The sequence below is a fragment of the Rhodospirillum centenum SW genome, assembly GCF_000016185.1.
GTDB classification, from domain to species: domain Bacteria; phylum Pseudomonadota; class Alphaproteobacteria; order Azospirillales; family Azospirillaceae; genus Rhodocista; species Rhodocista centena.
Genome location: NC_011420.2, coordinates 2,119,851 through 2,146,488, shown reverse-complemented (window position 1 = coordinate 2,146,488; position 26,638 = coordinate 2,119,851). Strand labels below are relative to the sequence as shown.

At 71.6% G+C, this 26,638-nt stretch carries 25 protein-coding genes and 1 tRNA gene; 12 read left to right on the top strand and 14 right to left on the bottom strand.

Annotated features, from left to right (window positions below; genetic code table 11):
• Positions 1-24 precede the first annotated feature (24 nt).
• The 9 genes from RC1_RS10025 to chlG form a co-directional block, all read right to left on the bottom strand.
• Positions 25-1,143 (bottom strand): phytoene/squalene synthase family protein, encoded by a 1,119-nt coding sequence (locus tag RC1_RS10025; protein ID WP_041785290.1) that lies wholly within the window; start codon positions 1,141-1,143, stop codon positions 25-27.
• Complete coding sequence (locus RC1_RS10020; RefSeq protein ID WP_012567260.1) at positions 1,124-2,653, bottom strand: phytoene desaturase; 1,530 nt, start codon at positions 2,651-2,653, stop codon at positions 1,124-1,126. Before RC1_RS10020 ends, RC1_RS10025 begins: the two co-directional genes overlap by 20 nt.
• A 180-nt stretch (positions 2,654-2,833) precedes the next feature.
• Positions 2,834-3,760: an alpha/beta fold hydrolase gene (locus RC1_RS10015; RefSeq protein WP_012567259.1), complete on the bottom strand. Its 927-nt coding sequence runs from the start codon at positions 3,758-3,760 to the stop codon at positions 2,834-2,836.
• 109 nt (positions 3,761-3,869) lie between these two features.
• Positions 3,870-4,760, bottom strand: coding sequence for an alpha/beta fold hydrolase BchO (gene bchO / locus RC1_RS10010; RefSeq protein ID WP_012567258.1), 891 nt, complete (start codon positions 4,758-4,760; stop codon positions 3,870-3,872).
• 28 nt (positions 4,761-4,788) lie between these two features.
• Positions 4,789-6,594 (bottom strand): magnesium chelatase subunit D, encoded by a 1,806-nt coding sequence (locus RC1_RS10005; RefSeq protein ID WP_012567257.1) that lies wholly within the window; start codon positions 6,592-6,594, stop codon positions 4,789-4,791.
• Positions 6,591-7,739 carry a magnesium chelatase ATPase subunit I gene (bchI, locus tag RC1_RS10000; protein WP_012567256.1) on the bottom strand — a complete coding sequence of 383 codons (1,149 nt, stop codon included), beginning with the start codon at positions 7,737-7,739 and terminating at the stop codon, positions 6,591-6,593. The genes RC1_RS10005 and bchI overlap by 4 nt, the downstream gene beginning before the upstream one ends.
• 61 nt (positions 7,740-7,800) lie before the next feature.
• Positions 7,801-9,000: a geranylgeranyl diphosphate reductase gene (locus RC1_RS09995; RefSeq protein WP_012567255.1), complete on the bottom strand. Its 1,200-nt coding sequence runs from the start codon at positions 8,998-9,000 to the stop codon at positions 7,801-7,803.
• Between the two features lie 31 nt (positions 9,001-9,031).
• On the bottom strand, positions 9,032-10,378 hold the full coding sequence (locus RC1_RS09990) for a BCD family MFS transporter (RefSeq protein ID WP_012567254.1): 1,347 nt from the start codon (positions 10,376-10,378) through the stop codon (positions 9,032-9,034).
• Positions 10,375-11,271, bottom strand: coding sequence for a chlorophyll synthase ChlG (gene chlG / locus RC1_RS09985; protein WP_012567253.1), 897 nt, complete (start codon positions 11,269-11,271; stop codon positions 10,375-10,377). Before chlG ends, RC1_RS09990 begins: the two co-directional genes overlap by 4 nt.
• 312 nt (positions 11,272-11,583) lie before the next feature.
• On the opposite strand from chlG, the gene idi reads away from it, so the two are divergent.
• A complete protein-coding gene (gene idi, locus RC1_RS09980; RefSeq protein ID WP_083759291.1) occupies positions 11,584-12,186 on the top strand; it encodes an isopentenyl-diphosphate Delta-isomerase in 603 nt (200 codons plus the stop codon).
• A gap of 31 nt (positions 12,187-12,217) precedes the next feature.
• Here the strand turns inward: idi and RC1_RS09975 are convergent, their stop codons facing one another.
• Positions 12,218-12,427: a hypothetical protein gene (locus RC1_RS09975; protein ID WP_012567251.1), complete on the bottom strand. Its 210-nt coding sequence runs from the start codon at positions 12,425-12,427 to the stop codon at positions 12,218-12,220.
• A 204-nt stretch (positions 12,428-12,631) separates the two neighbouring features.
• On the opposite strand from RC1_RS09975, the gene RC1_RS09970 reads away from it, so the two are divergent.
• The 5 genes from RC1_RS09970 (at position 12,632) to RC1_RS09950 (ending at position 17,248) form a co-directional block, all read left to right on the top strand.
• Positions 12,632-13,354, top strand: coding sequence for a hypothetical protein (locus RC1_RS09970; protein ID WP_012567250.1), 723 nt, complete (start codon positions 12,632-12,634; stop codon positions 13,352-13,354).
• 331 nt (positions 13,355-13,685) lie between these two features.
• Positions 13,686-14,903 (top strand): Re/Si-specific NAD(P)(+) transhydrogenase subunit alpha, encoded by a 1,218-nt coding sequence (locus tag RC1_RS09965; RefSeq protein WP_012567249.1) that lies wholly within the window; start codon positions 13,686-13,688, stop codon positions 14,901-14,903.
• Positions 14,904-14,908: 5 nt separating this feature from the next.
• On the top strand, positions 14,909-15,337 hold the full coding sequence (locus RC1_RS09960) for an NAD(P) transhydrogenase subunit alpha part 2 (RefSeq protein WP_049766684.1): 429 nt from the start codon (positions 14,909-14,911) through the stop codon (positions 15,335-15,337).
• 18 nt (positions 15,338-15,355) lie between these two features.
• Positions 15,356-16,780 carry an NAD(P)(+) transhydrogenase (Re/Si-specific) subunit beta gene (locus tag RC1_RS09955; protein WP_012567247.1) on the top strand — a complete coding sequence of 475 codons (1,425 nt, stop codon included), beginning with the start codon at positions 15,356-15,358 and terminating at the stop codon, positions 16,778-16,780.
• 120 nt (positions 16,781-16,900) lie between these two features.
• Complete coding sequence (locus RC1_RS09950; protein WP_012567246.1) at positions 16,901-17,248, top strand: HNH endonuclease signature motif containing protein; 348 nt, start codon at positions 16,901-16,903, stop codon at positions 17,246-17,248.
• A 277-nt stretch (positions 17,249-17,525) separates the two neighbouring features.
• Here RC1_RS09950 and rpsU read toward each other — a convergent pair whose 3' ends face one another.
• Positions 17,526-17,729, bottom strand: coding sequence for a 30S ribosomal protein S21 (rpsU, locus tag RC1_RS09945; protein WP_012567245.1), 204 nt, complete (start codon positions 17,727-17,729; stop codon positions 17,526-17,528).
• A 258-nt stretch (positions 17,730-17,987) separates the two neighbouring features.
• Between rpsU and def the strand changes: the two genes are divergently transcribed.
• From def to RC1_RS09930, 3 genes are all read left to right on the top strand, one after another.
• Positions 17,988-18,548 (top strand): peptide deformylase, encoded by a 561-nt coding sequence (def, locus tag RC1_RS09940; protein WP_012567244.1) that lies wholly within the window; start codon positions 17,988-17,990, stop codon positions 18,546-18,548.
• Between the two features lie 62 nt (positions 18,549-18,610).
• Complete coding sequence (locus RC1_RS09935) at positions 18,611-19,405, top strand: COQ9 family protein (protein WP_012567243.1); 795 nt, start codon at positions 18,611-18,613, stop codon at positions 19,403-19,405.
• The gene (locus RC1_RS09930) at positions 19,402-20,418 is read left to right on the top strand and encodes an MBL fold metallo-hydrolase (RefSeq protein ID WP_012567242.1); all 1,017 of its coding nucleotides are present in this window, start codon (positions 19,402-19,404) and stop codon (positions 20,416-20,418) included. Before RC1_RS09935 ends, RC1_RS09930 begins: the two co-directional genes overlap by 4 nt.
• A gap of 6 nt (positions 20,419-20,424) precedes the next feature.
• Here the strand turns inward: RC1_RS09930 and RC1_RS09925 are convergent, their stop codons facing one another.
• Both RC1_RS09925 and RC1_RS09920 read right to left on the bottom strand, forming a co-directional pair.
• Entirely contained in the window at positions 20,425-21,606 is a 1,182-nt protein-coding gene (locus RC1_RS09925; RefSeq protein WP_012567241.1) for a DUF3667 domain-containing protein, read from the bottom strand.
• A 90-nt stretch (positions 21,607-21,696) separates the two neighbouring features.
• A complete protein-coding gene (locus RC1_RS09920; protein WP_012567240.1) occupies positions 21,697-22,326 on the bottom strand; it encodes a 2-hydroxychromene-2-carboxylate isomerase in 630 nt (209 codons plus the stop codon).
• Between the two features lie 168 nt (positions 22,327-22,494).
• Here RC1_RS09920 and RC1_RS09915 point away from each other — a divergent pair, with 168 nt between their 5' ends.
• Both RC1_RS09915 and RC1_RS09910 read left to right on the top strand, forming a co-directional pair.
• Positions 22,495-22,842 (top strand): DUF4870 family protein, encoded by a 348-nt coding sequence (locus tag RC1_RS09915; RefSeq protein WP_012567239.1) that lies wholly within the window; start codon positions 22,495-22,497, stop codon positions 22,840-22,842.
• 1,178 nt (positions 22,843-24,020) lie between these two features.
• A tRNA-Ile gene (locus tag RC1_RS09910) sits at positions 24,021-24,096 on the top strand.
• An 82-nt stretch (positions 24,097-24,178) separates the two neighbouring features.
• Here RC1_RS09910 and RC1_RS09905 read toward each other — a convergent pair.
• Positions 24,179-24,640 (bottom strand): YaiI/YqxD family protein, encoded by a 462-nt coding sequence (locus RC1_RS09905; protein WP_202795600.1) that lies wholly within the window; start codon positions 24,638-24,640, stop codon positions 24,179-24,181.
• Positions 24,641-24,903: 263 nt separating this feature from the next.
• Between RC1_RS09905 and ettA the strand changes: the two genes are divergently transcribed.
• Positions 24,904-26,583 (top strand): energy-dependent translational throttle protein EttA, encoded by a 1,680-nt coding sequence (gene ettA / locus RC1_RS09900; RefSeq protein WP_012567237.1) that lies wholly within the window; start codon positions 24,904-24,906, stop codon positions 26,581-26,583.
• Positions 26,584-26,638 lie beyond the last annotated feature (55 nt).

Sequence of the window (26,638 nt, the reverse complement as noted above, 5' to 3'; positions counted from 1 at the left end):
TTTCCCTCTTGGGGTCGAAGACGATCAGGTGTTTTCCAGGCCCACCACGGGCCGCCGACGGTATCGGTAGTCGGGATTGGACTCGCGCTCGGAGCGTTCCAGGCGTTCGAACAGATCCAGGACCCAGATCAGCCGGTCTTCCAGGCGCTGGGGACCGGCGTGGCGATGGGCCGGGGCGGGATGGTTGCGCACGGCCTCCACCAGGAAGGCGGTCTCCGCCAGCGGGGGGGCCGAGGCCGGGCCGCGCGGATGCGGGCTGGCGGCCAGTGCCCGCAGCAGCAGCGCCAGCTTGCGCCGGCCGGAGACGACGGCGCGGCGGCACACCGCCTGCGGTCCCAGCCGCTCCACCTCGCGGCCGATCTCGGCATAGAGGAAGCGCGCGGCATAGATGCCCGGACGGCAGCCCACCGGCAGCCGGACGATGCCGGACTCGGCCCGGACATAGAGATCATCCGCCACCTTCAGCAGGCGGCGCACCAGCCGGTCGATGCCGGGGGTGCCGTCGGGGTCGGCCAGCCACGCCTCGGGGTCGATCCCCGCCTCGCGCAGCCAGGAGAGCGGCAGATAGATGCGGCCGTTGCGGGCATCCTCGCCCACGTCGCGGGCGATGTTGGAAAGCTGCATCGCCACGCCCAGGTCGGCAGCCCGCGCCAGCGCCCCCGGGTCGCGCACCCCCATCAGCAGGGTCATCATGGCGCCGACCGTGCCGGCGACGCGGGCCGAATAGTCGAACAGGCCCGACAGATCCTCATAACGCCGGCCGGCAGCGTCCCAGGCGAAGCCCTCGATCAGCGCCGCCGGCAGGGCCTTCGGGATGCCGTAGCGGGCCACCACACGGGCGAAGGCGCGATCGACCGGATCGTCGATGGGAGTCCCTGCATAGGCACGGTCCAGCCGCTCGTTCAGCCGGTCCAGCACGTCCTGCCCGCCGTCGCCCAGGTCCACGGCATCGTCCGCCATGCGGCAGAAGGCGTAGAGCCCGGTCGCCGCCTCCCGCACCTGCGTCGGCAGCAGCAGCGAGGCGGCCTGGAAGCTGCGCGATCCCGTCCGCAGCATCTCCCGACAGACGACGAGATCGCCCCGCTCCGGCGCGAAGCGGTTGAGGACGGGCCGGGGGGCCGACTCAAGCAAGGGCTGCTGCATCCGGCACCACCGTATCGAGGACCCGGGCGGAGGAGAGCACGCCCGGCATGCCCGCTCCGGGATGCGTGCCGGCGCCCACGAGGTACAGGCCCTTGACCTCCTCGCTGGCATTGTGCGGGCGGAACCAGGCGCTCTGCAGCAGCACCGGCTCCAGCCCGAACCCGGCCCCCTTGAGGGACAGGTAGCGGTCGCGGAAATCCAGCGGCGTCATCACCTTGGAGGTGACGACGGTCTCCTCCAGCCCGGGCAGCAGCGTCGCCGACAGGTGGCGCTGCACCCGCTGGCGGAACTGCTCGGCCGCCGGCCCGCTCCAGTCCGGGCCGCCGTCCAGGTTGGGAACGGGGACCAGGGCATAGAAGGTGTCGCAGCCCTCCGGCGCCATCGCCGGATCGGTCGCCGTCGGCCGGTGCAGGTAGATGCTGAAATCGTCCGCCAGGATCTTGCGGTTGAAGATGTCGTCCAGCAGGCCGCGGTAGCGCGGGCCCATCATGATCGTGTGGTGGGTGACGTCGTCGTAGCGGCGGTTCGTGCCGAAGTACCAGACGAACAGGCCCATCGAATAGCGCGACCGCTCCACCTTGCGGTCGGTCCAGCGGTGGCGCTCCTCCGGTGCCAGCAGATGCCGGTAGGTCCAGGCCGAATCGGCGTTGGAGACGACGATGTCGGACGCCAGCTCCTCGCCCGAGGCGAGCCGGACGCCCACGGCGCGGCCATCCTTCACCAGGATGCGGGCGACGTCGGCGTTGCAGCGGACCGTGTTGCCCTGGCCCTCGATCAGCCCGACCAGCCCCTTCACCAGACTGCCGGTGCCGCCCATGGCCCAGTGGACGCCCCAGTGCCGCTCCAGATACGCGATCATGGCGTAGATGGAGCTGGCGGCGAACGGGTTCCCGCCGACCAGCAGCGGATGGTAGCTGAAGATGGTCCGCAGCCGTTCGTTGCGCAGGTGTTTCGCCACCAGATCGTAGACGGAACGGTAGCCGGAGAGGCGCAGCAGGTCCGGCGCCACCTTCAGCATGTCCATGACGGAGCCGAAGGGGGCGTGCGCCAGCTCGGTGAAGCCGATGCGGAAGCGCTCCTCGCTGGCCTTGAGGAAGCCCTCGTACCCGGCGACGTCCTCAGGGGAGATGCGCCCCACCTCGGCCCGCATGGCTTCGGGGTCGCCGCTGTAGGTGAAGACCTCACCGTCGTGGAAGCGGATGCGGTAGTACGGGTTCATCTCCCGCAGTTCCACATCGTCCGCCATCCGCTTGCCGCAGAGCGTCCACAGATCCTCGAACAGGAACGGGGCCGTCACGATGGTCGGCCCCGCGTCGAAGGTGAACCCGTCCTGCCGGAATACGGAGGCCCGGCCGCCGGGCGCGTCCAGCCGCTCCAGCACCGTGACCCTGTAGCCGCGCGCGCCGAGCCTGACCGCAGCGGCCAGGCCGCCGAAGCCGCTGCCGATGACGATCGCATGGGGCGGCGTTGAGCGCGGGTGCCGCGTGCCCTGGGAAGTCTGTCCGTTCATGGCATGAGTATTTACCAGGAAATGGACACTTGGCTAGGCCCGGCGACATAGCATCGCGGTCTCCCGGACGATCTCCGGAAGAACCGCGGAATCTTTTGCAGGCCAAAGGCTTATCCGCCTACCCCCACGGCGGTACAGGGTCCCCGACGCCTCCCCCGCGACACCGTCGCCGGGCGAGGCTCAGGCGGCTTCGGCGCGCGTCTGGGCCAGGAAGCGGTAGAGATCCGCCATGAACACGTCCGGCATCTCGAAATGCGGCAGGGCGCCGGTCGGACAGGGCTGGAAATGCCAGTTCGGCAGGTTCCGGGCCCAGCCCGCGCCGCTGAAGTTCTGGAAGTCGCCGCGGGTCGCGTGCGGCACCCAGACCGGCAGGGCCAGCTTCTCGTAGACCAGCCGGATGTCGGCGCTGAACAGCCGGCCGGAGAGGAAGGCCAAGGGCGCGAAGCGGGCGCCGGGCTGGTGCGTCGTCAGGTCGTCGTAGTCGGCCAGCCCCTCGTCGAAGTGGTCGGCCCCCCAGGTGCGCTTCAGGAAGTAGCGGATGCTCCGCGGCTTCACCAGCAGGTCGTAGAGCCCCTGGCTCCACAGCCGCACGGACAGGGCGGCATAGAGACCCGGCACCTCCCGCGTCCCGCCGGGCACGCGCATCACCCGCGACTCCGGGCGGCTGAAGCCGGTCGGCGTGACCAGGGTCAGGGTGCGGACCCGCTCGGGTCGTTCCGCCGTGGCGCGGGCCGCGAATTCGGAAGAGAGCGACAGGGCCAGCACGTCCACCGGCCGCATCCCGTGCTCCGCCGCGATCACGTCCAGCATCTCGTGCACCGCATCGGTGTAGAGCCGCGGGTCGTACCGGCGGTCGCTGCGGTCAGAGCGGCCGAAGCCGGGCAGGTCCACGGCGAAGACCCGCCGCGTCCGCACGGCGCGCTCGAAGATCGGCCGCACCTCGTAGGCGGAGCCGGCGGCGTTGATGGAGTGGATCAGCAGCAGGGGATGCTCGCCGTCGCCCGGCATCGGTCCGCCGACATAGAATCCCAGCCGGCCCGCCCGTCCCACGGTTTCGCGGAAATCGCCGGCGACGGCCGGCGGCAGGGGGGAATACGCACGCGTCATGGCAGGGCTCCTTCGGTCCGCGGTCTGCCTCGGCAAACACATTGGACCGCGGAAGGTGCCCCGCAAGCAGCGGGGGTGAGGCACGCCGCCGCGGGCGGTGCAGGGCGGATCAGCGGATGACGCCGGTCTGCCGCGCCACGCGCAGGATGATGTCGGCCACCAGGTCGGGCCGTTCCTCATGCGCCAGATGGCCCAGTTTCGGCAGGGTCTCGATGTCCGACTCGGGCACCCGTGCCGCGATCCGCTCGGCCTGATGCGGCGGCACGGCATGGTCGGCGCTGCCGGCCACCAGCACCAGCCGGCACTTCAGCCGGGGCAGGTCGCGGACCAGCGGCACCAGATCCCAGTTCGCCATCATGCCCAGGGCGGCGGCGACATGACGCGGATAGCGCAGCACCCGCGTGTAATAGTCCACCCCCGACCCGCCCAGGGCGGAGCCGGTGCCCGCGATCAGCCGCTCCACCGAGTGCCGGTCGGCCGCACGCCAGGCGAACAGGCGCGGCACGAACGGGTTCAGCACCAGCAGCTTGGCCAGGGTGGAGAAGAACCGGCCCTGCTCCTCCCGGAAGGGCAGAAAGGCCCCGTTCAGGGAGATGATCGCCCGCGGCGCGATCATGCCGTCCAGCGCCATCCGCGTCAGGATGGCGGCGCCGGCGGAATGGCCCACCACCAGCGACGGCGTGACGCCCAGCGTCTTCAGCAGCCCGTCCAGCGCCCGCGCCATGCCCGGCAGCGAGAGCCGGCTGACCGACGGCGCCGCGGTGAAGCCGTGCCCGGGCAGGTCCGGCGCCACCACCGTGAACCACTTGGAGAGAAGCGGGGCGAGGTCGCGCCAGGAATGCGTCGCCGCGCCGGTGCCGTGGACCAGCAGCAGCACCGGGCCGCTGCCCATCCGCTGCACATGCCAGCGCAGCCCCGCCGCCGTGACGAAGCTGCTGAACTCGCGGTTCGGCCAGTCCCGGCCCTCCTGCGACCAGTCCGGCCCGTTCATCGGGATCATGCGGGGCGACTCCGGAGCATGCGTCCCCTCACCGGACCTGCGAGGCCGGGCGGGGAGCCGCCGCCCGCACGACGCCCGACAGGGCCGCCGCGTCGGCATAGGGGAGGGGCACGTAGAGCGCCCCCATCTCCCCCGCCACCTGCCGCGCCGCCGGGTCGGGGCGCTGCGAGGTGTCGATCACCAGCGCCGTCAGCCCCGTGATGCGGAACTGCTTCGCCGCCGCCAGCGCATCCTGCTCGCCCTTCTGCCGGCCCTTGCCGCCGTCGCGCGCCACGTTGGCGCGACCGTCGGTCAGCATCACCACGGTGGGCGTGACGCCCCGCCGGCGCAGCGCGTCGGCCAGGGCGCCGGCGGCGTCAATGCCGGCGGCCAGCGGCGTGCCGCCGCCGCCCGGCAGCCCGGCCAGGCTGCGCTTGGCGCGCACCAGCGACCGGGTGGGCGGCAGCAGCAGCTCCGCCTCCATGCCACGGAAGGCCAGCAGCGCCACCTGGTCGCGGCGCACGTAGCAGTCCGCCAGCAGCAGCTCGACCGCGCCCTTCGCCTCGGCCAGCCGCTGGAAGGCGGCGGAACCGGAGGCATCGACGACGAAGATGGTCGCCGTCTGCGACTTCCGTTTGATGCGGTTGACCCGCATGTCGTCCTTGCGGACCTCGACCCGGGTCTGGCCCTCGCCGCCGGCGCGGCGGCGCAGCGGCTGCCAGGGGGCGGCGGCGCGCAGGGTCTCGATCACGTTCAGCCGGGTGCCGGCCTTGGGCTCGCCCCGGCGCACGCCGGCCGGGCGGCCGCGGGTGCCGCCGGTCTGGGTGGCGCCGGCCCGGCCGCCCTGGGGCGAGCGGGAGCGCGACAGCCCCTCGGCCATCAGCTTCGCCAGCAGCCCGGCGGGGATGGCGGCCTTGGCCGCCTCCAGCACCACGTCCTCCAGGGGCTTGTTCTCGTCGCCCTCGTTCTGTTCGGGCGGATCGGGCGGGGTCTCGGGCTCGTCCGGCTCCTCCGGCGGCGGGGGCTCGTCCTCCTCCTGCGGCTCATCGGACGGCGGCAGCATGGTGGCGCGCGGCGCCAGCACCAGCCGGGCGGCGATGGACGCCTCCTCCCGCCCGACGGCGGTACGGCCGGCCAGGGCGGCCGCGGCCCGCGCCACGCGCAGGGCCAGCAGGGGCGCGCGCACGCTGTCGATGCCCAGCGCCATGGCCGTGGAGCACATCGCCTCCACCGTCTCGGGACCGAGGACGACCTGCGGCAGCAGGGCGCGCGCCTCCAGCACCTCGTCGGTCTCGACAGGGGTCAGGTCGATCTCGCGGTAGGGCAGTCCGGCCAGGTCGATGTGGAAGGCCAGCCGGTCCATCAGGGCTTCGGGCGGACGCTCGTCCTCCTCGATCCCCTCGTCCAGGGCGACGATGCCCAGCGCGGCGCGGCTGCTCAGCGCGATACCGTCGCGCTCCATCCGCACCTCGCCCGAATCGAGCACGGCCGCCAGCTTCGCCGCCGTGCCGGGCGGCAGCCGCTCGGCCATGGCGACGACGACGGCGCCGCCGTCCGCCTCGGCCAGCAGGCCGCGGCCGACGACGGGGCGGCCGGCCCTGAGGGTCGCGGCCAGATCCAGCCCGCCCAGCAGGTTGCCGTCGGTGACGTGCAGCGGCATCCGCCGGATCGGTGCGCCGGACGGCATCAGGGTGCGCAGCAGGTCCAGCCAGCGGTCGCGCACCGGACCCGCCAGGGCGCGGATGGCCACGCCCTGGGTGCCCACGGGATCGACGGCGAACAGGGCGGCTGCCGTCGCCGCGTCCACCCAGCGCGGATCGGCACCGGGAGTCGCGCGGGCGGCGTCCGTGCTCATTCGCCGAACATCTCCTGCAACGCCCGCTCGATGCGCACGGAGGAACCGGCCTCGTCCAGCGGGTTGCGCCGCAGGCGGTGGCGCAGGGCGGCGGGGGCGACCTTGCGCAGATGCGCGTCCGTCACCTCCGCATCGCCGTCCAGCGCGGCCAGCGCCCGCGCAGCCCGCATCAGGGTCAGCTCGCCGCGCAGGCCGTCGGCCCCCAGCGTCATGCAGAGCTGGGCGGCATGCTCCAGCACCGTGTCCGGCACCTTGACCGAGGAAAGATGGTCGCGGGCGGATTCGATGCGGCGGCTCAGCGCCGCTTCTTCCTTGTGCCAGCGCTCGCAGAAGGCGGCGGGATCGTGCTCGAACGCGTCGCGGCGGCGCACCACCTCGATCCGGTCCTGCAGCACGGTCGGGGTCTTCACCTCCACCGACAGGCCGAAGCGGTCCAGGAGCTGCGGCCGCAGCTCGCCCTCCTCGGGATTGCCGGAGCCGACCAGGACGAAGCGGGCCGGATGGCGGATGCTCAGCCCCTCGCGCTCGACGACGTTCTCGCCCGAGGCGGCGACGTCCAGCAGCAGATCGACCAGGTGATCCTCCAGCAGGTTCACCTCGTCGATGTAGAGGAAGCCGCGGTGGGCGCGGGCCAGCAGGCCCGGCTCGAACGCCTTCTCGCCTTTCGCCAGGGCGCGCTCCAGGTCCAGCGCACCGACCACGCGGTCCTCCGTGGCGCCCAGCGGCAGGTCCACCACCGGCACCGGGACGCGCTTGGCGTGCAGCGGCGCGTCCGCCGCCCGGGCGCGGCATTCGGCGCAGGGCTTGGCCGGGTCGCAGTTGTAGCGGCAGCCGTCGATCGCCAGCATGGGCGGCAGCAGGGCGGCCAGGGCGCGGACGGCCGTGGACTTGCCGGTGCCGCGGTCACCGAAGACCATGACGCCGCCGACGCTCTGATCCACGGCGGCGATCAGCAGCGCCAGCTTCATCTCCTCCTGCCCGACGATGGCTGAGAAGGGGAAGGGCAGGCGCTTGGGGGCCTCGGCCGGGGCCGCGACCGGCGTCTCCTCGGCCCGCTTGCCGCGGGGAGCGCGCTTGGCGGCCCCCTTCGTCGCGGCGACGGCGGGGGCGCGCTCCATCACGGAGCCCGGGGAGTCGGCATCCATCTTCTTCATCACTCCCGCAGTCCCTTGGTTCCAGTCATCGTGGCGTCGGTCATCGTCGGCCTCAGGGCGGCACCAGTCCGAACAGGTGCGCCAGATCCTTGAAGAAGATGCGCACATGGGCGGCGGGCCGGGCGCGCACCAGTTCCTTGTTCATGTAGGCTTCCCACGTCAGCTTCTGGACGTCCTTGTCCTGGCAGATGCTGACGAAGCGTTCCCGCCGTTTGTCGCTGCTGTACCAGAATTTCTGGAGGATGCCGAGAATCCAGAACACGCGGCCATGCGCCTTCATGAAGCGCTTGCGCGCCTGCGCCAGTTCGCGCACGTCGCCGGTCTTCAGGAAGCCGTCCACCGCTTCGGCGGCGACGCGGCCGCAGGCCAGCGCATAGTAGATGCCCTCGCCCGAGGCCGGGGCGACGACGCCGGCGGCATCGCCGGCCAGCAGCACGTCGCGCCCGTTGTCCCAGCGCTTGCGCGGCTTCAGCGGGATCGGCGCGCCCTCCTTGCGGATGGTCCTGCAGCCGTCCAGCTTCAGCGCCACCCGCAGGTCGGCGATGGAGCCGCGCAGGGAGAAGCCCTTGTGCATGCTGCCGGTGCCGATGCTGGTCGCCGGGCCGTGCGGGAAGACCCAGGAATAGAAGTCCGGGGAGAACTTGCCCTGGTAGTAGACGTCGCAGCGGGCGCCGTCCACGGTGCCGCCGGGCCGGGCGTCCGCCGGGGTCTCGATGATCTCGTGGTAGGCGAAGACCAGCGGCACCTGCTCGTCCGGCAGGGCCAGCCGCGCCACGGCGGAATTGGCGCCGTCCGCGCCGATCACGACGCGGGCGCGCACGCTCTCCAGCGTCCCGTCGGGCGAGCCCTTCGGCTGGTAGCGCACGATGGCGGTGCCGTCGGTGTCGCGGTCCAGCGCCTCGAAGGTGCCGGTGCGGCGGTCGGCGCCGGAGGTGGCGGCGCGCTTGCGCAGCCACTCGTCGAACACGTCGCGGTCCACCATGCCGACGAAGCCGCCGTCGATCGGCATGTCCACCGCCTTGCCGGACGGCGAGATCATGCGGGCCGAGGTGATCTTCGCCACCAGCAGCGCGTCGGGAATGTCGAAGTCGCGGATCGCCCGCGGCGGGATGGCGCCGCCGCAGGGCTTGATGCGGCCGGCCTTGTCCAGCAGCAGCACCTTGCGCCCGGCGCGGGCCAGATCGGTGGCGGCGGTGGCGCCGGCGGGCCCGCCGCCGACCACCACCGCGTCGAAGGTCTCCAGGTCAGACATGGCGTTCACACCCCCTCAAGCCTGACAGAATTCAGCGCGCGCCAGCGGGGACGGCACGGGAGCCCGCCCCCTGGAGCCTGTCCGCGCCCAGCCGCAGGGCCATCAGCGCGGAGACGAGGAACAGGAGCCCCTCCGCCACGAAGACGGCACCGTAGGCCGTGGCGGGGGTCTCGAAGAAGACGCGGGCCGCGTCGGCCGCGGCGGTGCCGATGAAGCCGCCCAGCCCGAAGGCGACGGCCTGTGCTGCGCCCCACAGGCCCATGCGCACGCCCTCGCGGGATTCACGGCCCGCCCCCACGCGCTCCATCATGGACCCGATGGCGGCCACGGCGAAGACGCCGTTCGACACACCCAGGGCGAACACGGTCGGCAGCAGCGGCCAGCCCGGGCCGACGCTGCCGCCCACCGCCAGCGCCGTCAGCGCCGCGGCCGAGGCGATGCAGCCGCCCACCGTCCAGGCGCGCAGGGCGTTCTGCGAGCGGCCGCCGGTCAGCGTGCCGATCACGCCGACCAGGATCATGCCCAGCAGCACGCCGGCGTTCTGGATGCCGGCCATCTTCGTGGATTCACCCGGCGTCATGCCGAACACGGTGCCGGCGAACGGTTCCAGGATCAGGTCCTGGGCGCTGTAGGCCAGCATGGAGACGAAGACGAAGACCGCGAAGCCGCGGGCCGCCGGCTCGTCCCAGACCTGCCGGAAGGCGACCGCGAAGGGCACCGCCGGCTCGTCGGACGCGGCCGGGGCCGGCGCTGTGGCGCGGCCCTCCACGCCCCAGACGGCCAGCACGGTGACGACCATGGCGATGGCCGAGACGGTGCAGGTCACCGCCACCAGCCGGCCGAGCGAGAAGGGGTCCAGGAAATGGCCGGCGGTCTGGGCCGTGACGATGAAGCCGATGATCATCATCACCCAGCAGATCGTCGCCGCGGCCGGCCGGCGCTGCGCGGGCACCCGCTTGGCCAGCAGGACCAGCAGCGAGGTGCCGCAGGCGCCGACGCCCAGGCCGATGGCCAGGAAGGCGACGATGGCGACCACCGTGCCGAGCACGGGGGAGGTCACCATCAGCGCCGTCGCCACGGCCGAGCCGGCGCCGCCGGCGGCCAGCACCGCCATGCCGCCGATGATCCAGGGCGTGCGCCGGCCGCCGACGTCCGAGCCGTAGCCCAGGCGCGGCCGCGAAATCTGGATGATGTGGTGCATCGCCACCAGGAAGCCCGGCAGCATGGCCGGCAGGACCAGCTCCACCACCATCACCCGGTTCATGGTCGAGGTGGTGAGCACCACGATGGCGCCCAGTGCCGTCTGCACCAGGGCCAGACGCACGATGCCCAGCCACCCCAGCGGGGGCAGGGGCCGAAGGGAGGTCCCAGGGATCATGGCGTCACCGCAGCCGCAAGGTCGGGGGCGTAGCGCAGCGCGAACGCGCTGACCATCATGCCGGAGACATAGACCGGGACGCCGAACCCGCTGTACCAGACGTCCCGCTTGATCGGGTCCTTCAGGAACCGCACCATCATCAGGGCCTGCACCGCCAGCAGCCCGGCGACGGCCAGGGCGTGCAGGGGCTGGCCCCACTGCAGCAGCAGCGCGATCACGATGACCTGCGGTGCCGCCATGAAGACGCAGGCGATCAGGGCCGCGTTGTCGGCGCCGAGCTGCACCGGCAGCGAGGCAATGCCGATCTTCGTGTCGCCCTTGATCGACTTGAAATCGTTCAGCGTCATGATGCCGTGGGCGCCGAAGCTGTAGAGCCCGGCCAGCGCGAAGATGCGCCAGTCCGGCTGCTGCATCAGCATCACGGCGGCGCCGGTCAGCCAGGGCAGGCCCTCGTAGCAGGCGCCCACGGCCGCATTGCCCCACCAGCCGTTCAGCTTCAGCCGGAACGGCGGCGCGCTGTAGGCCCAGGCCAGCGCCAGCCCGACGATGGCGGCATACACCACCCACGGGCCCAGCATCATCGACCAGAGCAGGGAGACGGCGGTCCAGAGGATGGCGACATAGAGGCCCCAGCGGCCCGGCATCCGGCCCGACGGGATCGGCCGGTGCGGCTCGTTGATGGCGTCCACATGGCGGTCGAACCAGTCGTTGACGGCCTGGCTGGTGGCGCAGACCAGCGGTCCGGCCAGGATGACGCCGGCGACCAGCAACCACCAGTGGCCCTCCAGCGGCACGCCGGAGGACACCACCCCGCACCCGAAGGCCCACATCGGCGGGAACCAGGTGATGGGTTTCAGAAGCTCAAGAACGGCGGAGGGCTTGGGGTACTGCATGGCGCCATCTTTTGCTTGACACTGTATAGTGTCAACTCAAATTTACAGTTGTCACGCGGGGCCGGGAGCCCTCCCTGAAGGGGTGCGTCACTCCTTCCAGGGGGCGTCCGGGGCGCGGGGAGCCCCCGTCGATTGACGGGGGAAATCCGCGCCTCTAGCTTCCGCGGCAAAGGGCCTGGGAAGGCGGCCGCCGTCAACCCCGCAGCGGTGCGACCGCTGGACGCCACCCCCTTTCCGGCCCCCTTCCGGACCGGCAGGGACGGGCCCGCCCGCCGCCGGCCGACCCACCCGTGGATGAGGATGGCAACCGTAATGACCTCCCAGCACCCCCCCGGACCCCTTGCCTCCGCCTCCGCCTCCGGCGGGGCGTCGGCCGGCGCGCTCGTCGGCGATGCGGCGGAGCGGGTGATCCTGGTGGACGCCGACGACCGGGAGACCGGGATCGCGCCGAAGCTTCTCGCCCACCAGGAGGGCCTGCGCCATCGCGCCTTCTCCGTGTTCGTGCGTGATCCGCAGGGGCGTCAGCTCCTGCAGCGCCGGGCTGCGGTGAAGTACCATTCCGGCGGCCTCTGGTCGAACACCTGCTGCGGCCACCCGCGGCCGGGCGAGGGGCTGGCCGAAGCCGCCGGTCGCCGCCTGTTCGAGGAACTCGGCTTCACCTGCGCCCTGCGGCCGCTGGGGCGGCTGCACTATGCCGTCGATTTCGGCAACGGCCTGCACGAGAACGAGATGGTGACCCTGTTCGCCGGCGAGCATGCCGGGGCGGTGCGGCCCAACCCGGACGAGGTGGACGCCATCGCCTGGACGGACGAGCCGTCCCTGCTGGCCGACATCGAGGCGAACCCCGACGCCTACACCTACTGGTTCCGCCTCTACATGACGGAGCATCTGCCCGTCGTGCGGGCGGGCCTCTGACCGGGACCGGGCGGGACGGGGGCGTCCCCGCTCAGCGGCGGATGCCCTCGTCCGTCAGGATGATGACGGGATAGCCGCGGTACTCTTCCGGGGCGCCGTGGTCGGGTGCGCTGATGCGCAGGATGATCCGCCCCTCGCCCATGCCGACGCCGACTACCGGCCGTCCGGCCTCGGTCAGCTCCTTGAACAGGGTGCGGGCGGCATCGGCCAGCGGGTGTTTCTCGGGGACGGGCTCGCTCATTCCAGGATCTCTGGTCAGGACTTCGGGCCGGACAAGGCCGGACCGGAAAGGGATGCTGCCGGCCGTGAGACCGGTGCCGGCGCGGAGTGTCTGCGTCCGCCGGGGCCGGGTCAAGGGCCGCGGACAGCGGCCGGCCATGGCCGGGAACGCCCCGGTGTCCGGGCGGTTGGGAGGGCGACCACCGCCACCGGAGGACCTGATCCCATGAGCTTCAGCAGGATGCTTCTTCTTTCCGCCGCCGCCGGTCTCGCCCTCTCCGGCGCCCCCCTCGCCAGCGCCGCGGCCGCGCAGGACGGCGGGTCCGGCCAGGGCCAGGCGCAGAGCCGGGAGAGCGGCGCCGCCGCGGCGTCGGGCACCGACCGGCCGGGCATCGCCGACCGCGGCGGCCTCAGCGACGAGGGGATGCCGGGCCAGACCGCCCCGTCGCGTGCCGCTGGCGCCGCGGCTCCGGGGGCGGACCGGGACAGCGCCGGCGCAGACCGATCCGGTGACGGAACGAACGCCTCGGGACGACGCGCGGCGACCGACTGGTCGGGCACCGTCGATCGTGGGGCCGGAGCCGGCGGCGCGACAAACCGTTCCGGTAGCGGAACGGAAGCAGGCTCCGATGAGGTCGGCCTCGGCAGCGGCGACCGCCGATCCTCCGACGAACAGGGCGGGGGCCGGGCCGGCGACAGGGCGTCGGGCCTGCGGGGCGGGGCCACCGGCGATGCGCCCTCCGGCACGGGATCGTCCACCGGCGCCGGCGGCGGCCAGACGGATGCGCGGGCGGACAGCCGGAGCACCCCGGACGGGCTGAACCTCCAGCGCGACGGCTACGGGCCGGGCGGCGCTTCCGGCATGTCCGGCGGTGCGGGAGCCGGCGCGACCGGCCCCGGCGGGGTCAGCGCCGGCGGGACCACGGCGGCCAGCGGCGTCGGCGGCTGACGCGATCCCCGCGGAAATGGCGGCGGACGGGCCGTCCCGGGCAGGGACGGCCCGTTCCGTCTGGGCGGCCCGCGCCGGCCGGTGCGCCCGGCCCGTACCCCATACGGAAGCAGGCGCGACATTAAGTCCCCGGATGCCCTCCGGCCCCGGGCCGGCGCGGACGGCGCTTCCGCCGCCGGCCGCGGCGCGGCATAAGGCCGGAGGCGCCGGCTCTGCGGCTTCACAAAGAAGGTCCGATGGGGCATGGTGCCGGCGCAAAAAGAGTGTGGGCCGGCCGGCACCCGTCAGGTGACCGGGCCGCCGGGCGCAGACGAAAGGGGATAGAGAGCGCATGAAAATCGCCATTCCCAAGGAACGGCGGGCGAATGAGCTGCGCGTCGCGGCATCGCCCGAGACCGTCAAGAAATTCCTGGCGCTGGGCGCCGAAGTGGTGGTCGAGACCGGCGCCGGGTTGGGATCGGCGATCACGGACGAGGCGTTCGCCGCCGCCGGCGCGACCATCGCTCCGGACGCGGCCGCCGCCCTGCGGGACGCCGACCTCGTCCTGAAGGTGCAGCGACCGATCGGCCCGGGCGAGGGGGGTGTCAACGAGATCGCGCTGATGAAGAGGGGCGCCACCCTGGTGGCCATCCTCTCCCCCCATGCCGATGCGGCCCGCGTGAAGGCCTATGCCGATGCCGGCATCGACGCCTTCGCCATGGAGTTCATGCCGCGCATCACCCGCGCCCAGAGCATGGACGTGCTGTCCAGCCAGGCCAACCTGGCCGGCTACCGCGCCGTGCTGGAGGCCGCCAACGAGTTCGGCCGCGCCTTCCCGATGATGATGACGGCCGCCGGCACCGTGCCGCCGGCCCGCGCCTTCATCATGGGCGTCGGCGTGGCGGGCCTCCAGGCCATCGCCACCGCCAAGCGCCTGGGCGCCGTGGTCAGCGCGACCGACGTGCGCCCGGCCACCAAGGAGCAGGTGGAGAGCCTGGGCGGGACCTTCATCGCCGTCATGGACGAGGAGTTCCAGCAGGCCCAGACGGCCGGCGGCTACGCCAAGGAGATGTCGGCCGCCTACCAGGAGAAGCAGCGCGCCCTGGTCGCCGAGACGATCCGGAAGCAGGACATCGTCATCACGACGGCGCTGATCCCCGGCCGCAAGGCGCCCGTGCTGGTCACGGACGAGATGCTGCGGACGATGAAGCCGGGCGCGGTCGTCGTGGACATGGCGGTGGAGCAGGGCGGCAACGTCGAGGGCTCCGTCCCCGGCGAGGTCGTGCGCAAGTACGGTGTCACCATCGTCGGCCGGGTCAACCTGCCCAGCCGCATCGCGGTGGACGCCTCCGCCCTCTATGCCCGCAACCTGCTGGCGTTCCTGACCCCGTTCATCGACAAGGACAGGAAGGCGCTGGCCTTCAACTGGGATGACGAGGTGGTGAAGGGCACGGCCCTGACCCGCGGCGGACAGGTGGTGCATCCGGCCTTCGCGCCCGCGGCGCCCGCCCCGGCGGCCCCGGTCGCGCCGGCCCCCGCCTCCGACAGCAACACCGGCGCCGAGGAGTGACCGCCATGGACCCGAAGGATATTGCGGAAAACGCGAACGAACTGGCTACCCGGGCCAGCGAGCTTTCGGCCAAGGCGGCCGAGCTGGCCGATCAGGCGAACCAGCTCTCCGCCGCCGTCCCGGTCGAGGGCGTGCCCTTCTTCATCGTCGGCCTGACCGTCTTCGTGCTGGCCTGCTTCGTCGGCTACTACGTCGTCTGGCGCGTCACGCCGGCGCTGCACTCGCCGCTGATGGCGGTGACGAACGCCGTCTCCTCCGTGATCATCGTCGGCGCCCTGATCGCCACCGGCGCCAGCGTGTCGGGCTGGTCGGCGGGCTTCGGCTTCGCCGCCGTCATCCTGGCCTCCGTGAACATCTTCGGTGGCTTCCTGGTCACCCAGCGGATGCTGGCGATGTACAAGAAGAAGGCGCCCGCCGGCGCCGGCAGCAAGTAAGCCGGGAGGGCGACACCGATGTTCGCATTCGCTTCCTTCGCCTATCTCGTGGCGGCCGTCTGCTTCATCATGGCCCTGCGCGGCCTGTCCAGCCCGGAAACGGCGCAGGACGGCAACCGCTTCGGCATGATCGGCATGGGCATCGCCATCGTGACCACGCTGATCGCGCAGGAGTCCCTGACCGGGATCTCCCTGAATCCCGGCCGCAGCCTGCTGATCATTCTCGGCATCGGCATCGGCGGGTCGATCGGCTATTTCATCGCCCAGCGCATCAAGATGACGGATCTGCCGCAGCTCGTGGCGGCGTTCCACAGCCTTGTCGGTCTGGCGGCCGTGTTCGTCGCCGCCGCGGCCTTCTACTCGCCGGAGAGCTACCGCATCGGCGAGCCGGGGGCCATCCACATCGGCTCCCTGATCGAGATGAGCCTCGGCGTGGCCATCGGCGCGGTCACCTTCACCGGCTCGGTGGTGGCCTTCCTCAAGCTGGACGGCCGCATCAGCGGCAAGCCGCTGATCTTCGAGGGGCAGCACAAGCTGAACGCCGGCCTCGGCGGCCTGCTGGTGTTCCTGGTCCTCGTCCTCTGCATCACGCAGAGCGAGACCGTGTTCTGGATGATCATCGTCGTGGCGCTGGCGCTCGGCCTGCTGCTGATCCTGCCGATCGGCGGCGCCGACATGCCGGTGGTCGTGTCCATGCTGAACAGCTACTCCGGCTGGGCGGCGGCGGGCATCGGCTTCACGCTCCAGAACAACCTGTTGATCGTCACCGGCGCCCTGGTCGGCGCCTCGGGCGCCATCCTCAGCTACATCATGTGCAAGGGGATGAACCGCTCGATCATCAACGTGATCCTGGGCGGTTTCGGTGGCGACGCTTCGGCGGCCGCGGCCGGTGCCGACGCCCTGGACCGCAGCTACAAGGCGGGCAGCGCCGAGGATGCGGCCTTCATCATGAAGAACGCCTCCAAGGTCATCATCGTCCCCGGCTACGGCATGGCGGTGGCGCAGGCGCAGCACGCCCTGCGCGAGATGGCCGACCTGCTGAAGGCCGAGGGGGTGGATGTCAAGTACGCCATCCACCCGGTGGCGGGCCGCATGCCCGGCCACATGAACGTGCTGCTGGCCGAGGCCAACGTGCCCTATGACGAGGTGTTCGAACTGGACGAGATCAACCGCGATTTCGGTCAGGCGGACGTGGCCTACGTCATCGGCGCCAACGACGTCACCAACCCGGCGGCCAAGACGGACCCGAACAGCCCGATCTTCGGCATGCCGATCCTGGACGTCGAGAAGGCCAAGACCGTGCTGTTCGTGAAGCGCTCCATGGGTGCCGGCTATGCCGGCGTGGAGAACGAGCTGTTCTTCCGCCCCAACACCATGATGCTGCTGGGCGACGCCAAGAAGATGACCGAGGAGATCGTGAAGTCGCTCTCCGGCGGCCACTGACCGGCGCACCGGCCACATATCCTGCGGCAAGGGCCGCCCGGGCAACCGGGCGGCCCTTTGCCTGTGCGGGCGGCGCCGGCGATGCCGGGGCGCCCCGCTCCGACCCGACCGGAGGTGACGATGCCCCGCCTGCCGCCGCTGCCGCCGGAGCTGCCCGCCCTGTCCGGGCGCAGCCTGGGTCCGTGCCCCCTGTGCGGTCGGGAGATGCTGGAAGGGCCGAGTCTGGAGGAGCACCATCTGGTGCCGCGCTCCCTGGGCGGGCGGGAGACGGTGACGCTGCACCGGGTCTGCCACCGCCGCATCCATGCCGAGTTCAGCGAGCGGGACCTGCGCGACCGCTACGGCACGATCGAGTCGCTGCGGGCGCATCCGGCGATCGCGGCCTTCATCCGCTGGGTCGCGGGCAGGCCGCCGGAATTCACCAAGGCCACTTTCAAGCGCCAGGGCCGGCGCCGGGGCCGCGACTAGGGAGGGCAGGGAAGAGAGCGCGGCCAGACGCGGCCGGGCAGGAGGCGGGCGCTGCGGGACCGATGAGACGCGCAGGGTGGAAAGCGCAGGGGCGGGCAGGGCAGGCACCGGACGGATGGCCGCGCCGGCATGCTCCAGGGCAGAGTGCCGGATTCGGAACGCCAAAAGCCGCCCCGCGGAAGCAGGGCGGCTCGACGGTCAGGCCGGGACTGTCAGGCCGGGTTTGTCACACCTGAATCGGACGGGCGCGCCGACCGGCTTCAGACCCGGACCGGTCTTAGTAGCCCTCGCGCTCCAGGCGCTTGCGGAGAAGCTTGCGGGCCCGGCGGATCGCCTCGGCCTTCTCACGCGCGCGCTTCTCCGAGGGCTTCTCGTAATTGCGGCGCAGCTTCATCTCGCGGAAAATTCCCTCGCGCTGCATCTTCTTCTTCAGCGCGCGCAGGGCCTGATCAACATTGTTGTCACGAACCAGAACTTGCACGGGTGGTCACCGCTCCGAGGTTACGGGTTTTCAAAGGAATATGGGCGAACGCGACCCCACAGGTCGCGGCGCCCGCCGATCCAGTGGCGCTCGTATAGCATGGTCGGCCGGGCTTGGGAAGGGGGCGCGGTCGGGATATAAGCGCCGGGCGGCCGGTTCTCCGGAAAGCGGCCGCCAGTCTGCGCGCCGCCAGCCTGCGCGCCACCAGCCTGCGAGCCATCATCCTGCGAGCACAGACTACGAGGGAGAGGGAACGGCATGGCCATTCTGAAGATCGCCCGCATGGGCCACCCGGTTCTGCGCCGCCCGGCGCAGCCGGTGGAAACCCCGATTCCCGCCGTGGTGCGCCAGTTCGCCCTGGACATGATCGAGACCATGGTGGATGCGCCGGGAATCGGGCTGGCAGCCCCCCAGGTGCATGTCGGCTGGCGGATCGTCGTCTTCCGCGTCCCCGGCGACCGTGCGACCGGCGGGGCCGGCGATCTGCCGATGGAGCCGCAGGTGCTGGTCAATCCCGCCTACGAGCCCCTGTCGGAAGAGATGGTGGAGGGCTGGGAGGGCTGCCTGTCGATTCCCGGCCTGCGCGGGGTGGTGCCGCGCTTCGCCCGCATCCGCTACCGTGGCCTCTCCCTGGACGGCACGGCGGTGGAGCGGGAGGCCAGCGGCACCCATGCCCGCGTCGTCCAGCACGAGATCGACCATCTGGACGGCATCCTCTACATCGACCGCATGCCCGACCTCACGCGGCTGACCTTCACCGAGGAAATGCGCTATTTCGGGGCCGACCCGACCGTCCGCGGCCCGTCCGGGCGGGTTTGAACCGGACGTCGCCGGCCCTATAGTCACTCTGTCACCTGTCGGAACCGCCCCCGGGGAGAATCATGACCACGACGCCCAATGCCATTCCGGAGGCCCAGGCCGCGGCCGAGTCCGTGCCCGTGTCGTCCGCGGAGTCGCTCTCCGCCGACGCCCTGGAGTTCGCCGCCGCGGCCGAGGAGATCCGGGCGGGGGACGACGACGAGCTGACCGCCCGGCGCGATGCCATCCTGCTGGGCATGCTGCCGGACGTGCCGTTCGACGGCTGGACCCTGGGCACCATGCGCCGCGGCGCCGAAGCGGCCGGCTACGAGCCGGAGGCGGCCCCGGCCAGCTTCCCCGGCGGCGTCATCCAGGCGGTGGAGCATTTCAGCACCTGGGCCGACCGCCAGATGATGGAGCGACTGGCCGAGGCGAACCTGCCGGCACTGAAGATCCGCGACCGCATCACCCTGGCCGTCCGCACCCGGCTGGAGGTGCTGGCCCCCTACAAGGAGGCGGTCCGGCGCAGCGTCGCCGTGCTGGCCCTGCCGCAGAACGCCGGCGCGGGGCCGCGGCTGCTCTACCGCACGGTGGATGCCATGTGGGCGGCGGCCGGCGACCGCTCCACCGATCACAATTTCTATACCAAGCGCCTGCTGCTGGCGGGGGTGCAGACCTCCACCGTGCTCTACTGGCTGGAGGACCGCTCCGAGGACGACGCCGCCACCTGGGCCTTCCTCGACCGCCGCATCGCCAACGTCATGACGCTGGGCCAGGGGCTCTCCAAGGCCGGCAATCTGGGCGGGCTGGGCAAGATGCTCGACGCCTTCCCGTCGCCCGTGCGGCTGATGCAGCATCTGCGGCGTCAGGCGCGGTGAGCCGTCCCGCCGTCGGGCTGACCCGCGCCGCTGCCGCGGGCGGCCGGCCGGAGCACCACACCGACCGCGGCTTCCGCAACCCGCCCGGCAGCCCGGTGCGCGAGCCGGGCTGGGAGCGGGAGATGGGCGCCTTTCTCAAGCGCCTGAACCGGCGGCGGAAACAGCCCGTGCCGCTGCCCGACGGCCATGTCCTGTCCCCGCAGGCGGCGCTGGCGGGGCTCGCAGCCGCGGCGGGACGGGACAGCGTCACCTGGCTGGGCCATGCCGCCTTCCTGATCCGGCTGGGCGGCCGCACCATCCTCTGCGATCCCTGGCTGTCCGACCATGCCAGCCCGCTCCGGGGCTTCGGCCCCCGCCGCTACGCGCCGCCCGGCATTCCGGTGGACCGGCTGCCGCCGGTGGATCTGCTCCTGCTCTCGCACTGCCATTACGACCATCTCTGCACCCGTACCCTGAAGGCGCTGCCCGGCCGGCACGGCGTGCCCGCCGCCGTGCCGCTGGGGCTGGGGCGGATGCTGCACCGGCTGGGCTACCGGACGGTGGCGGAGCTGGACTGGCACGACCGGCTGGAGACGGGCGGGGTGACCGTCACGGCGCTGCCGGCCATCCACGGTTCCGCCCGCGGCCTGTTCGACCGCGACCGCACGCTCTGGTGCAGCTACCTGCTGGAGGCCGGGGGACGGCGCGTCTGGTTCGGCGGCGACAGCGCGCACGGCCCCGTCTTCGCGGAACTGGGGGAGCGCTACGGTCCCGTCGATCTCGCCATCGTCGGGATCGGGGCCTACCAGCCCCGCTCGATCATGCGGGCCGTCCATGCCGACCCGGAGGAGGGCGTCGCCATCGCCCGCGACCTGCGCGCGGCCCGTGTCCTGGGCATGCACTGGGGCACGGTGCTGCTGACGGAGGAGGAGCCGTTCGAGCCGCCGGCCCGCTTCGGCCCCGCCGCCCGGGCGGCGGGCTATGCCGAGGCGGACGCCTGGCTGCTGCGCATCGGGGAGACGCGCCTGCTCTGACCGGGATCAGACCTCGGGCAGGCTCAGCACCAGGGTGGCGACCAGAACCGTGGAGACGATGACGAAATAGGTCGCGCCCAGCAGCGCCCCCTTCACCGTCGTCTTCACAACCCCCTGGCCGTAGACCCGGCGCAGCGCCAGCCAGAGATAGGCGCCGACCAGGACGGGGAAGCCCTGCATCGCCCAGCCGACCGCCGGCGCCAGCACGGTGCCCGGCACCTGTTGCAGCCAGACCGCCAGCATCACGGTGGCGAAGACCAGGGTGTGCAGGTGCAGGGCGAAGACCAGATGCTCGACCATGTAGCGGTGCTGCCGCCGGTACAGCAGGGCCAGCAGGACCGCGAAGACCGGCATCAGCACGAACATCAGCTTCGCCAGCTTGTCGCCCATGATTCGGTTCAGCGACTGCGGCTGGTCCACGCTGACGGCCATGCCGTGGAACAGCCGGCGCACCCAGTCCAGCACCGCGGCTTCGGACTCCGGATCGCCGGTCTTGATGCGGAGGTTCTCGTCCAGGCTCTGCTGCACCTGCGCCATGTCGATCTGCGCCGGGGGCTTCCAGGTATCCAGGTCCACCAGGAAGCGGAAGCGCGCGGCCCTGTCCGTCGTCACGACCACCGACCCCGCCGCCACATCGGCCCCCGATCCCGCATCGGCCCCCGGTCCCGCATCGGCGGAGCCTGCCGCCTCGCCTTCAGGAGCGGCGGGTGCCGTGGCCGCGGGGTTTCCCGCCCCCTCTGCCGGCGCCATCTCGACGACGAGCAGCGCGACGTTCGCCTGCGAGAGGGTCAGGAAGAACAGGAGCGAGGTGAACAGGTAGAGCCGCAGCGGCGGTACGTAGCGCGCCCGCTTGCCGGCGTTCCAGTCCGCCGTCATCAGGCCGGGGCGCAGGAACAGGTGCCGCAGCGTCAGCAGCACCCGTCCGTCGAAATTGTAGAGCCCCTCCAGCGCCTCCCTGACCAGGCTCCACAGCGACCGGGAATCGTCCCGCAGGGACTGGCCGCAGGTGGTGCAGAAGCGCCCGGCGACAGGCGTGCCGCAGTTGCGGCAGCGCGCGCCAGCCTCGGGCGCGCCAGCCTCGGGCCCGGCTCCCTCCGGCCGGCCGCTGCCGCCCAGGGCCAGTTCGGCCGCGGCCAGGGTGGCGGCCGTCTCGCCCGCGGCCGTCCCGACGGCATCGTTCCCGATCATTCTCGCCTCCCCCCAGTGACCGTCCCCAGTGACCGTCCCCAGTGACCGTCCCCAGTGGCCGTCCCCTGAGACCGCCCCTTGCGGCCGGGGTCAGCCGGCCTGCTGCGCCTCGCGGATCGCCTGACGCAGCAGCGGCAGGCGGTCGTTGCCGAACACCACCTCCCGGCCGGCCACGACGAAGCTGGGCACGCCGAAGCAGCCGGCGGCCACCGCCGTGTCGATCAGGCCCTGGTGGATCGCCGCGGTCTCCGGATCGTCCAGCATGGGCGCGAACAGGTGCGGCTCGATCCCGGCGGTGTCGTTGGCGATGGCGATCAGCACGGAATCGTCGATCACGTCGGGACCGTCCACACAGACCGCCTTCATCAGCGCGCGGGCGAACACCTGGCCCGCGTCGAAGCGGCGGGCGGCGACACAGGCCAGCGCCAGCCGCACCGGGTCCTGGATGGTGACGCGGCTGTAATCGCGGCAGGGCACGCCGTAGAGCCGGGCCCAGCGCTCCAGATCGGTGCGCCGGTATTCCGGATTGAACTGGCCGGACCGGCCCTGGAGGCTGCCGTAATCGTAGCCGGCCTTGGCGATCAGCATGCGCCCCGAGACGGGATACCAGTCCACCCGGCAGCGCGTCTCGATCTGGAGCTGCAACATCTGGGTGGAGGCGAGATAGGCGTAGGGGCTGGCCGGGCTGTAGTAGAAATCGACCGTGACAGGCGCAGGCATCGTGGCTCACCGTGGCGGAAGGAACCGCCAAGCCATGCCAGCCCGTCCGATGGCGCGCAAGAGGGCGCGAAGGGGCCGCCTCGCAGGAGGGGAACAGCGCCGGTATGGTTGACCGGCCTGCCCGGTGGTGTACCGTGCGCCGCCGGACCGTCCAGCCGAGAGGACCCGATGAGCCACGCCGATCCCTACAGCACCCGCCGCCGGGAGGCGCTGCACAACGCCGTCCTGATCGCCTGGATCAGCTACGGCGTGGGTCTGCTGACCTCCTGGGTCACCGGGCCGATCGGCTTCATCATCGCCGTGGTGAAGCGCGGCGATGCCATCGGCACGATCTATGAGAGCCACTTCGCGGCGCTGATCCGCAGCGGCATCATCGTCTTCATCGGCTACGCCGTCGGCTGGGTGCTGACCCCCGTCCTGATCGGCTTCCCGATCCTGGTCCTGACATTCGTCTACAATCTCTATGTCGTCGTCCGCGGCCTGCTGCGCCTGTCGGAGCGGCGGCCCTACGACTGACGGGGCCCGCCGGCCGCTCCGGGGCACAGGCAAGCTCCGGGGCACAGGCAAGCTCCGGGGCCGCAGGCAAAAAGAGGGGGAGGCGGGACGCGCCCACCTCCCCCGGCCGTCGCGGGGCTGCCGGTCGGGGACCGGCCGCCCCTCTCCCCGTCGGTCATCGCTGTCCGGCGCCGCTGGCGGTGCCGGGCGATGGGGACCTGCATCCCTTGGTTCGGCGCCCTTGCGAGCAGGCGGGCGACGAAGGTGACGGCAAGAAGGTGGCGGGAGGAAGAAGAGGCCCGGTCACGGTGACCGGGCTCCCGGACGCGACGGCGCCGGGACGGGCGGGGAAGGGGAGAAACGATGGCGGGCGGGGGCCGGTCGCCCTAGACGCCTGCGCCCGCACCATGGGGACCCGCACCATGGGGACCCGCGCCACGGGTGTCCGCGTTCCGGCTGCCCGCTCCCGGCCGGCCGGGAGCCGGTGGCCGCGGTGTCTGCCTTCGCTGACTCTGTCCTCGCTGACTCTGTCCTCGCTGACTCTGCCGGCGCGCAGTCCGCCTGCGCAGAGTCTGCCTGCGCAAAGTCTTGCCTCCGGTGCGCCGGTTCCCGGCGCCCGTGCCCGCATGGTCGAAGCCATGGGTGCCCCTCCCCGTTCCGGATCCCGTGTCGATCACGCACCCCGGTCTTCAGCAGCATGCGGTCCAGCGGGTGCCGTCCGATGTGCCTGACAGACCGATGTGCCTGAAAGAGCATTTCGCAATCGCAGCATGAACAGCCTTTGAAAAGACTGTATCCGCAAAGCTCTATCGGGATCGTTTTTCCCCTTTTTCCATGACGCTATCACACGGGTTTCGTATTGCAACCGCTTTTGTCTCCGGATACACGGCCGGGGACCGCTCTTTCACTGTGATCGCGCTGGAGGCGATCAAGGGAAAAGACCACAGTCCCGCTGGTGGATTTATCCGGGGCCGCCGGGGACTTCCCTGCCGGCCGGAGGAAGCCGTGAAGGGGAAGGGGGGAGGGCGCCGGCCGCCCGGGCAGGGATCGCGCCTTGGGGATCACGCCTTGGGGATCACGCCTGGGGATCGCGCCGGGGGGGTTGAATCGTTCCCGCGGCCGATGCACATTCTCGGCGCTTCCCCGGCACGGCGCTTCCCCAGGGCGTCCTGCCACCGGGAAGCTTCCCGTGCGGGTGGGGGCCTGTAGCTCAACGGTTAGAGCCGGCCGCTCATAACGGTCTGGTTGCAGGTTCGAATCCTGCCGGGCCCACCAGCACCCCGCACACTCCCCGCTTATCTCCCGGGCCGCTTATCTCCCGGCCCGCATATCTCCCGGCCGACAGCTCTTCGGGTCGTCAGCGGCCCCGGCGCACCGCGTTGATGACGGTGTCCAGTTCCTGCAGGAAGCGGGAGCGGTCCTGGGCGGAGAAGGGGGCGTTGCCGCGCAGGGCCGTGCCGTCGGCCCGCGCCATCTCCCGCAGGTCCTGCATCAGCGCCCGGCTCGCCAGGGCGGCACCGATGTTGGCCGGGGTGAACTGGCGCCCGTTGGGCGGCACCACGCGGGCGCCCTTGTCCAGGCAGCGCTTGGCCAGCGGGATGTCGCTGGTCACGGCGATGTCACCCTGGTCGATGCGCTCGGCGATCCAGTCGTCGGCGGCGTCGAAGCTGCCCGGCACCACGACCAGCTCCACCCGCCCCTGCGGCGGCAGCCGCAGCGGCGCGTTGGCGACGAGGAAGACCCGGAGGTCGTAGCGCAGGGCCACGCGGAAGGTCTCCTCCTTCACCGGGCAGGCGTCGGCGTCGATGAAGATGTCCAGCATGGGCGGTCGGTCCGGTCGGGTCGCGTGCGCCGGGGATAGCAGGTCGGGGGGCGGCTGGGAACCCGGGAGCCGGACGGAACCGGCCGGGCCGTGGGCGGTTGCGGGAGCCGGGGGCGTTTCTCCTGCCGCTGCCTGTCCTGCCGCCGCCTGCCCTGCGGCCCCGTCCCTGCTGCCGTTGCGCGGTGCGCCCTGGCTGGGGTACAACCCGCCCGCCGCAGTGGCGCCCCCGCGATCACCCCGGAACCGAAGGAACGCCGTCCATGGCCAGCTATCAGTACGTCTACGTCATGAAGGGTGTGACCAAGGTCTACCCCGGTGGCAAGAAGGTCTTCGAGAACATCTGGCTGAGCTTCTATCCCGGCGCCAAGATCGGCGTCCTGGGCGTGAACGGCGCCGGTAAGTCCACCCTGCTGAAGATCATGGCGGGGCTCGACAAGGACTACCATGGCGAGGCCTGGGCCGCCGACGGCGTGAAGGTCGGTTACCTGCCGCAGGAGCCGCAGCTCGACCCGACGAAGAACGTCCGCGACAACGTCATGGACGGCGTGGCCGAGACGAAGGCGCTGCTGGACCGCTTCAACGAGGTCTCCAACCTCATGGCGGACCCCGATGCCGACTTCGACACGCTGCTGGCCGAGCAGGCCGACCTGCAGGAGAAGATCGACGCCGCCAACGCCTGGGAGCTGGACCGCACGGTCGAGATCGCCATGGACGCGCTGCGCTGCCCCGACGGCGAGGCCGAGGTGGCCAAGCTGTCCGGCGGCGAGAAGCGCCGCGTGGCGCTGTGCAAGCTGCTGCTGTCCCGGCCGGACATGCTGCTGCTGGACGAGCCGACCAACCATCTGGACGCCGAGAGCGTGGCGTGGCTCCAGCGTTTCCTGGCCGACTATCCGGGCACCGTCGTGATGGTCACCCACGACCGTTACTTCCTGGATGCGGTCACCGGCTGGATCCTGGAGCTGGACCGTGGCTCGGGCATCCCCTACGAGGGCAACTACTCCTCCTGGCTCGAGCAGAAGCAGAAGCGCCTGGAGCAGGAGAGCCGCGAGAACGACGCCCGGCAGAAGTTCCTGGCGAGCGAGCTGGAGTGGGTGCGCGCCAGCCCGAAGGCGCGTCAGGCCAAGTCGAAGGCCCGCATCCAGTCCTACGAGGAGATGCTGGCCCAGGCGAACCAGAAGGAAAGCGTCACCGAGACCAAGATCGTCATCCCCACGCCGCCGCGGCTGGGCAATCTGGTGATCGAGGCGGAGAACCTGAAGAAGGGCTTCGGCGACCGGCTGCTGATCGACGACCTGTCCTTCCGCCTGCCGCCGGGCGGCATCGTCGGCGTGATCGGCCCGAACGGCGCGGGCAAGACCACCCTGTTCCGCATGATCACCGGCAGCGAGAAGCCCGACGACGGGGCCTTCCGCGTCGGCGACACGGTGAGCCTGGGCTATGTCGATCAGAGCCGCGACACGCTGAATGACAAGAAGACCGTCTGGGAGGAGATCTCCGACGGGCTGGACATGATCGAACTGGGCAAGAAGTCCATGCCCAGCCGCGCCTATGTCAGCGCCTTCAACTTCCGCGGCCCCGACCAGCAGAAGAAGGTCGGCGTGCTGTCGGGCGGTGAGCGCAACCGTGTGCATCTGGCGAAGATGCTGAAGTCCGGCGCCAATGTCCTGCTGCTGGACGAGCCGACCAACGACCTGGACGTGGAGACGCTGCGGGCGCTGGAAGAGGCGCTGGTGGCCTTCCCCGGCTGCGCCGTCGTCATCTCGCACGACCGCTGGTTCCTCGACCGCATCGCCACCCACATCCTGGCCTTCGAGGGCGACAGCCAGGTGGTCTGGTTCGAGGGCAACTACGCCGACTACGAGGCCGACCGTCACCGCCGCCTGGGGGCGGAGGCCGACCAGCCGCACCGCATCAAGTACAAGCCGCTCGTCCGCGCCTGATCCGTCGCGGCCTGCCTTCAGCGCGGCCAGTCTGCCGCGAGGCCAGTCTGCCGCT

Excerpts from the sequence above, each read along its gene's own strand:
- RC1_RS10025 (WP_041785290.1), bottom strand. The coding sequence starts at position 1,143 with ATGCAGCAGCCCTTGCTTGAGTCGGCCCCCCGGCCCGTCCTCAACCGC.
- RC1_RS10020 (WP_012567260.1), bottom strand. The coding sequence starts at position 2,653 with ATGAACGGACAGACTTCCCAGGGCACGCGGCACCCGCGCTCAACGCCG.
- RC1_RS10015 (WP_012567259.1), bottom strand. The coding sequence starts at position 3,760 with ATGACGCGTGCGTATTCCCCCCTGCCGCCGGCCGTCGCCGGCGATTTC.
- bchO (WP_012567258.1), bottom strand. The coding sequence starts at position 4,760 with ATGATCCCGATGAACGGGCCGGACTGGTCGCAGGAGGGCCGGGACTGG.
- RC1_RS10005 (WP_012567257.1), bottom strand. The coding sequence starts at position 6,594 with ATGAGCACGGACGCCGCCCGCGCGACTCCCGGTGCCGATCCGCGCTGG.
- bchI (WP_012567256.1), bottom strand. The coding sequence starts at position 7,739 with ATGGATGCCGACTCCCCGGGCTCCGTGATGGAGCGCGCCCCCGCCGTC.
- RC1_RS09995 (WP_012567255.1), bottom strand. The coding sequence starts at position 9,000 with ATGTCTGACCTGGAGACCTTCGACGCGGTGGTGGTCGGCGGCGGGCCC.
- RC1_RS09990 (WP_012567254.1), bottom strand. The coding sequence starts at position 10,378 with ATGATCCCTGGGACCTCCCTTCGGCCCCTGCCCCCGCTGGGGTGGCTG.
- chlG (WP_012567253.1), bottom strand. The coding sequence starts at position 11,271 with ATGCAGTACCCCAAGCCCTCCGCCGTTCTTGAGCTTCTGAAACCCATC.
- idi (WP_083759291.1), top strand. The coding sequence starts at position 11,584 with ATGACCTCCCAGCACCCCCCCGGACCCCTTGCCTCCGCCTCCGCCTCC.
- RC1_RS09975 (WP_012567251.1), bottom strand. The coding sequence starts at position 12,427 with ATGAGCGAGCCCGTCCCCGAGAAACACCCGCTGGCCGATGCCGCCCGC.
- RC1_RS09970 (WP_012567250.1), top strand. The coding sequence starts at position 12,632 with ATGAGCTTCAGCAGGATGCTTCTTCTTTCCGCCGCCGCCGGTCTCGCC.
- RC1_RS09965 (WP_012567249.1), top strand. The coding sequence starts at position 13,686 with ATGAAAATCGCCATTCCCAAGGAACGGCGGGCGAATGAGCTGCGCGTC.
- RC1_RS09960 (WP_049766684.1), top strand. The coding sequence starts at position 14,909 with ATGGACCCGAAGGATATTGCGGAAAACGCGAACGAACTGGCTACCCGG.
- RC1_RS09955 (WP_012567247.1), top strand. The coding sequence starts at position 15,356 with ATGTTCGCATTCGCTTCCTTCGCCTATCTCGTGGCGGCCGTCTGCTTC.
- RC1_RS09950 (WP_012567246.1), top strand. The coding sequence starts at position 16,901 with ATGCCCCGCCTGCCGCCGCTGCCGCCGGAGCTGCCCGCCCTGTCCGGG.
- def (WP_012567244.1), top strand. The coding sequence starts at position 17,988 with ATGGCCATTCTGAAGATCGCCCGCATGGGCCACCCGGTTCTGCGCCGC.
- RC1_RS09935 (WP_012567243.1), top strand. The coding sequence starts at position 18,611 with ATGACCACGACGCCCAATGCCATTCCGGAGGCCCAGGCCGCGGCCGAG.
- RC1_RS09925 (WP_012567241.1), bottom strand. The coding sequence starts at position 21,606 with ATGATCGGGAACGATGCCGTCGGGACGGCCGCGGGCGAGACGGCCGCC.
- RC1_RS09920 (WP_012567240.1), bottom strand. The coding sequence starts at position 22,326 with ATGCCTGCGCCTGTCACGGTCGATTTCTACTACAGCCCGGCCAGCCCC.
- RC1_RS09915 (WP_012567239.1), top strand. The coding sequence starts at position 22,495 with ATGAGCCACGCCGATCCCTACAGCACCCGCCGCCGGGAGGCGCTGCAC.
- ettA (WP_012567237.1), top strand. The coding sequence starts at position 24,904 with ATGGCCAGCTATCAGTACGTCTACGTCATGAAGGGTGTGACCAAGGTC.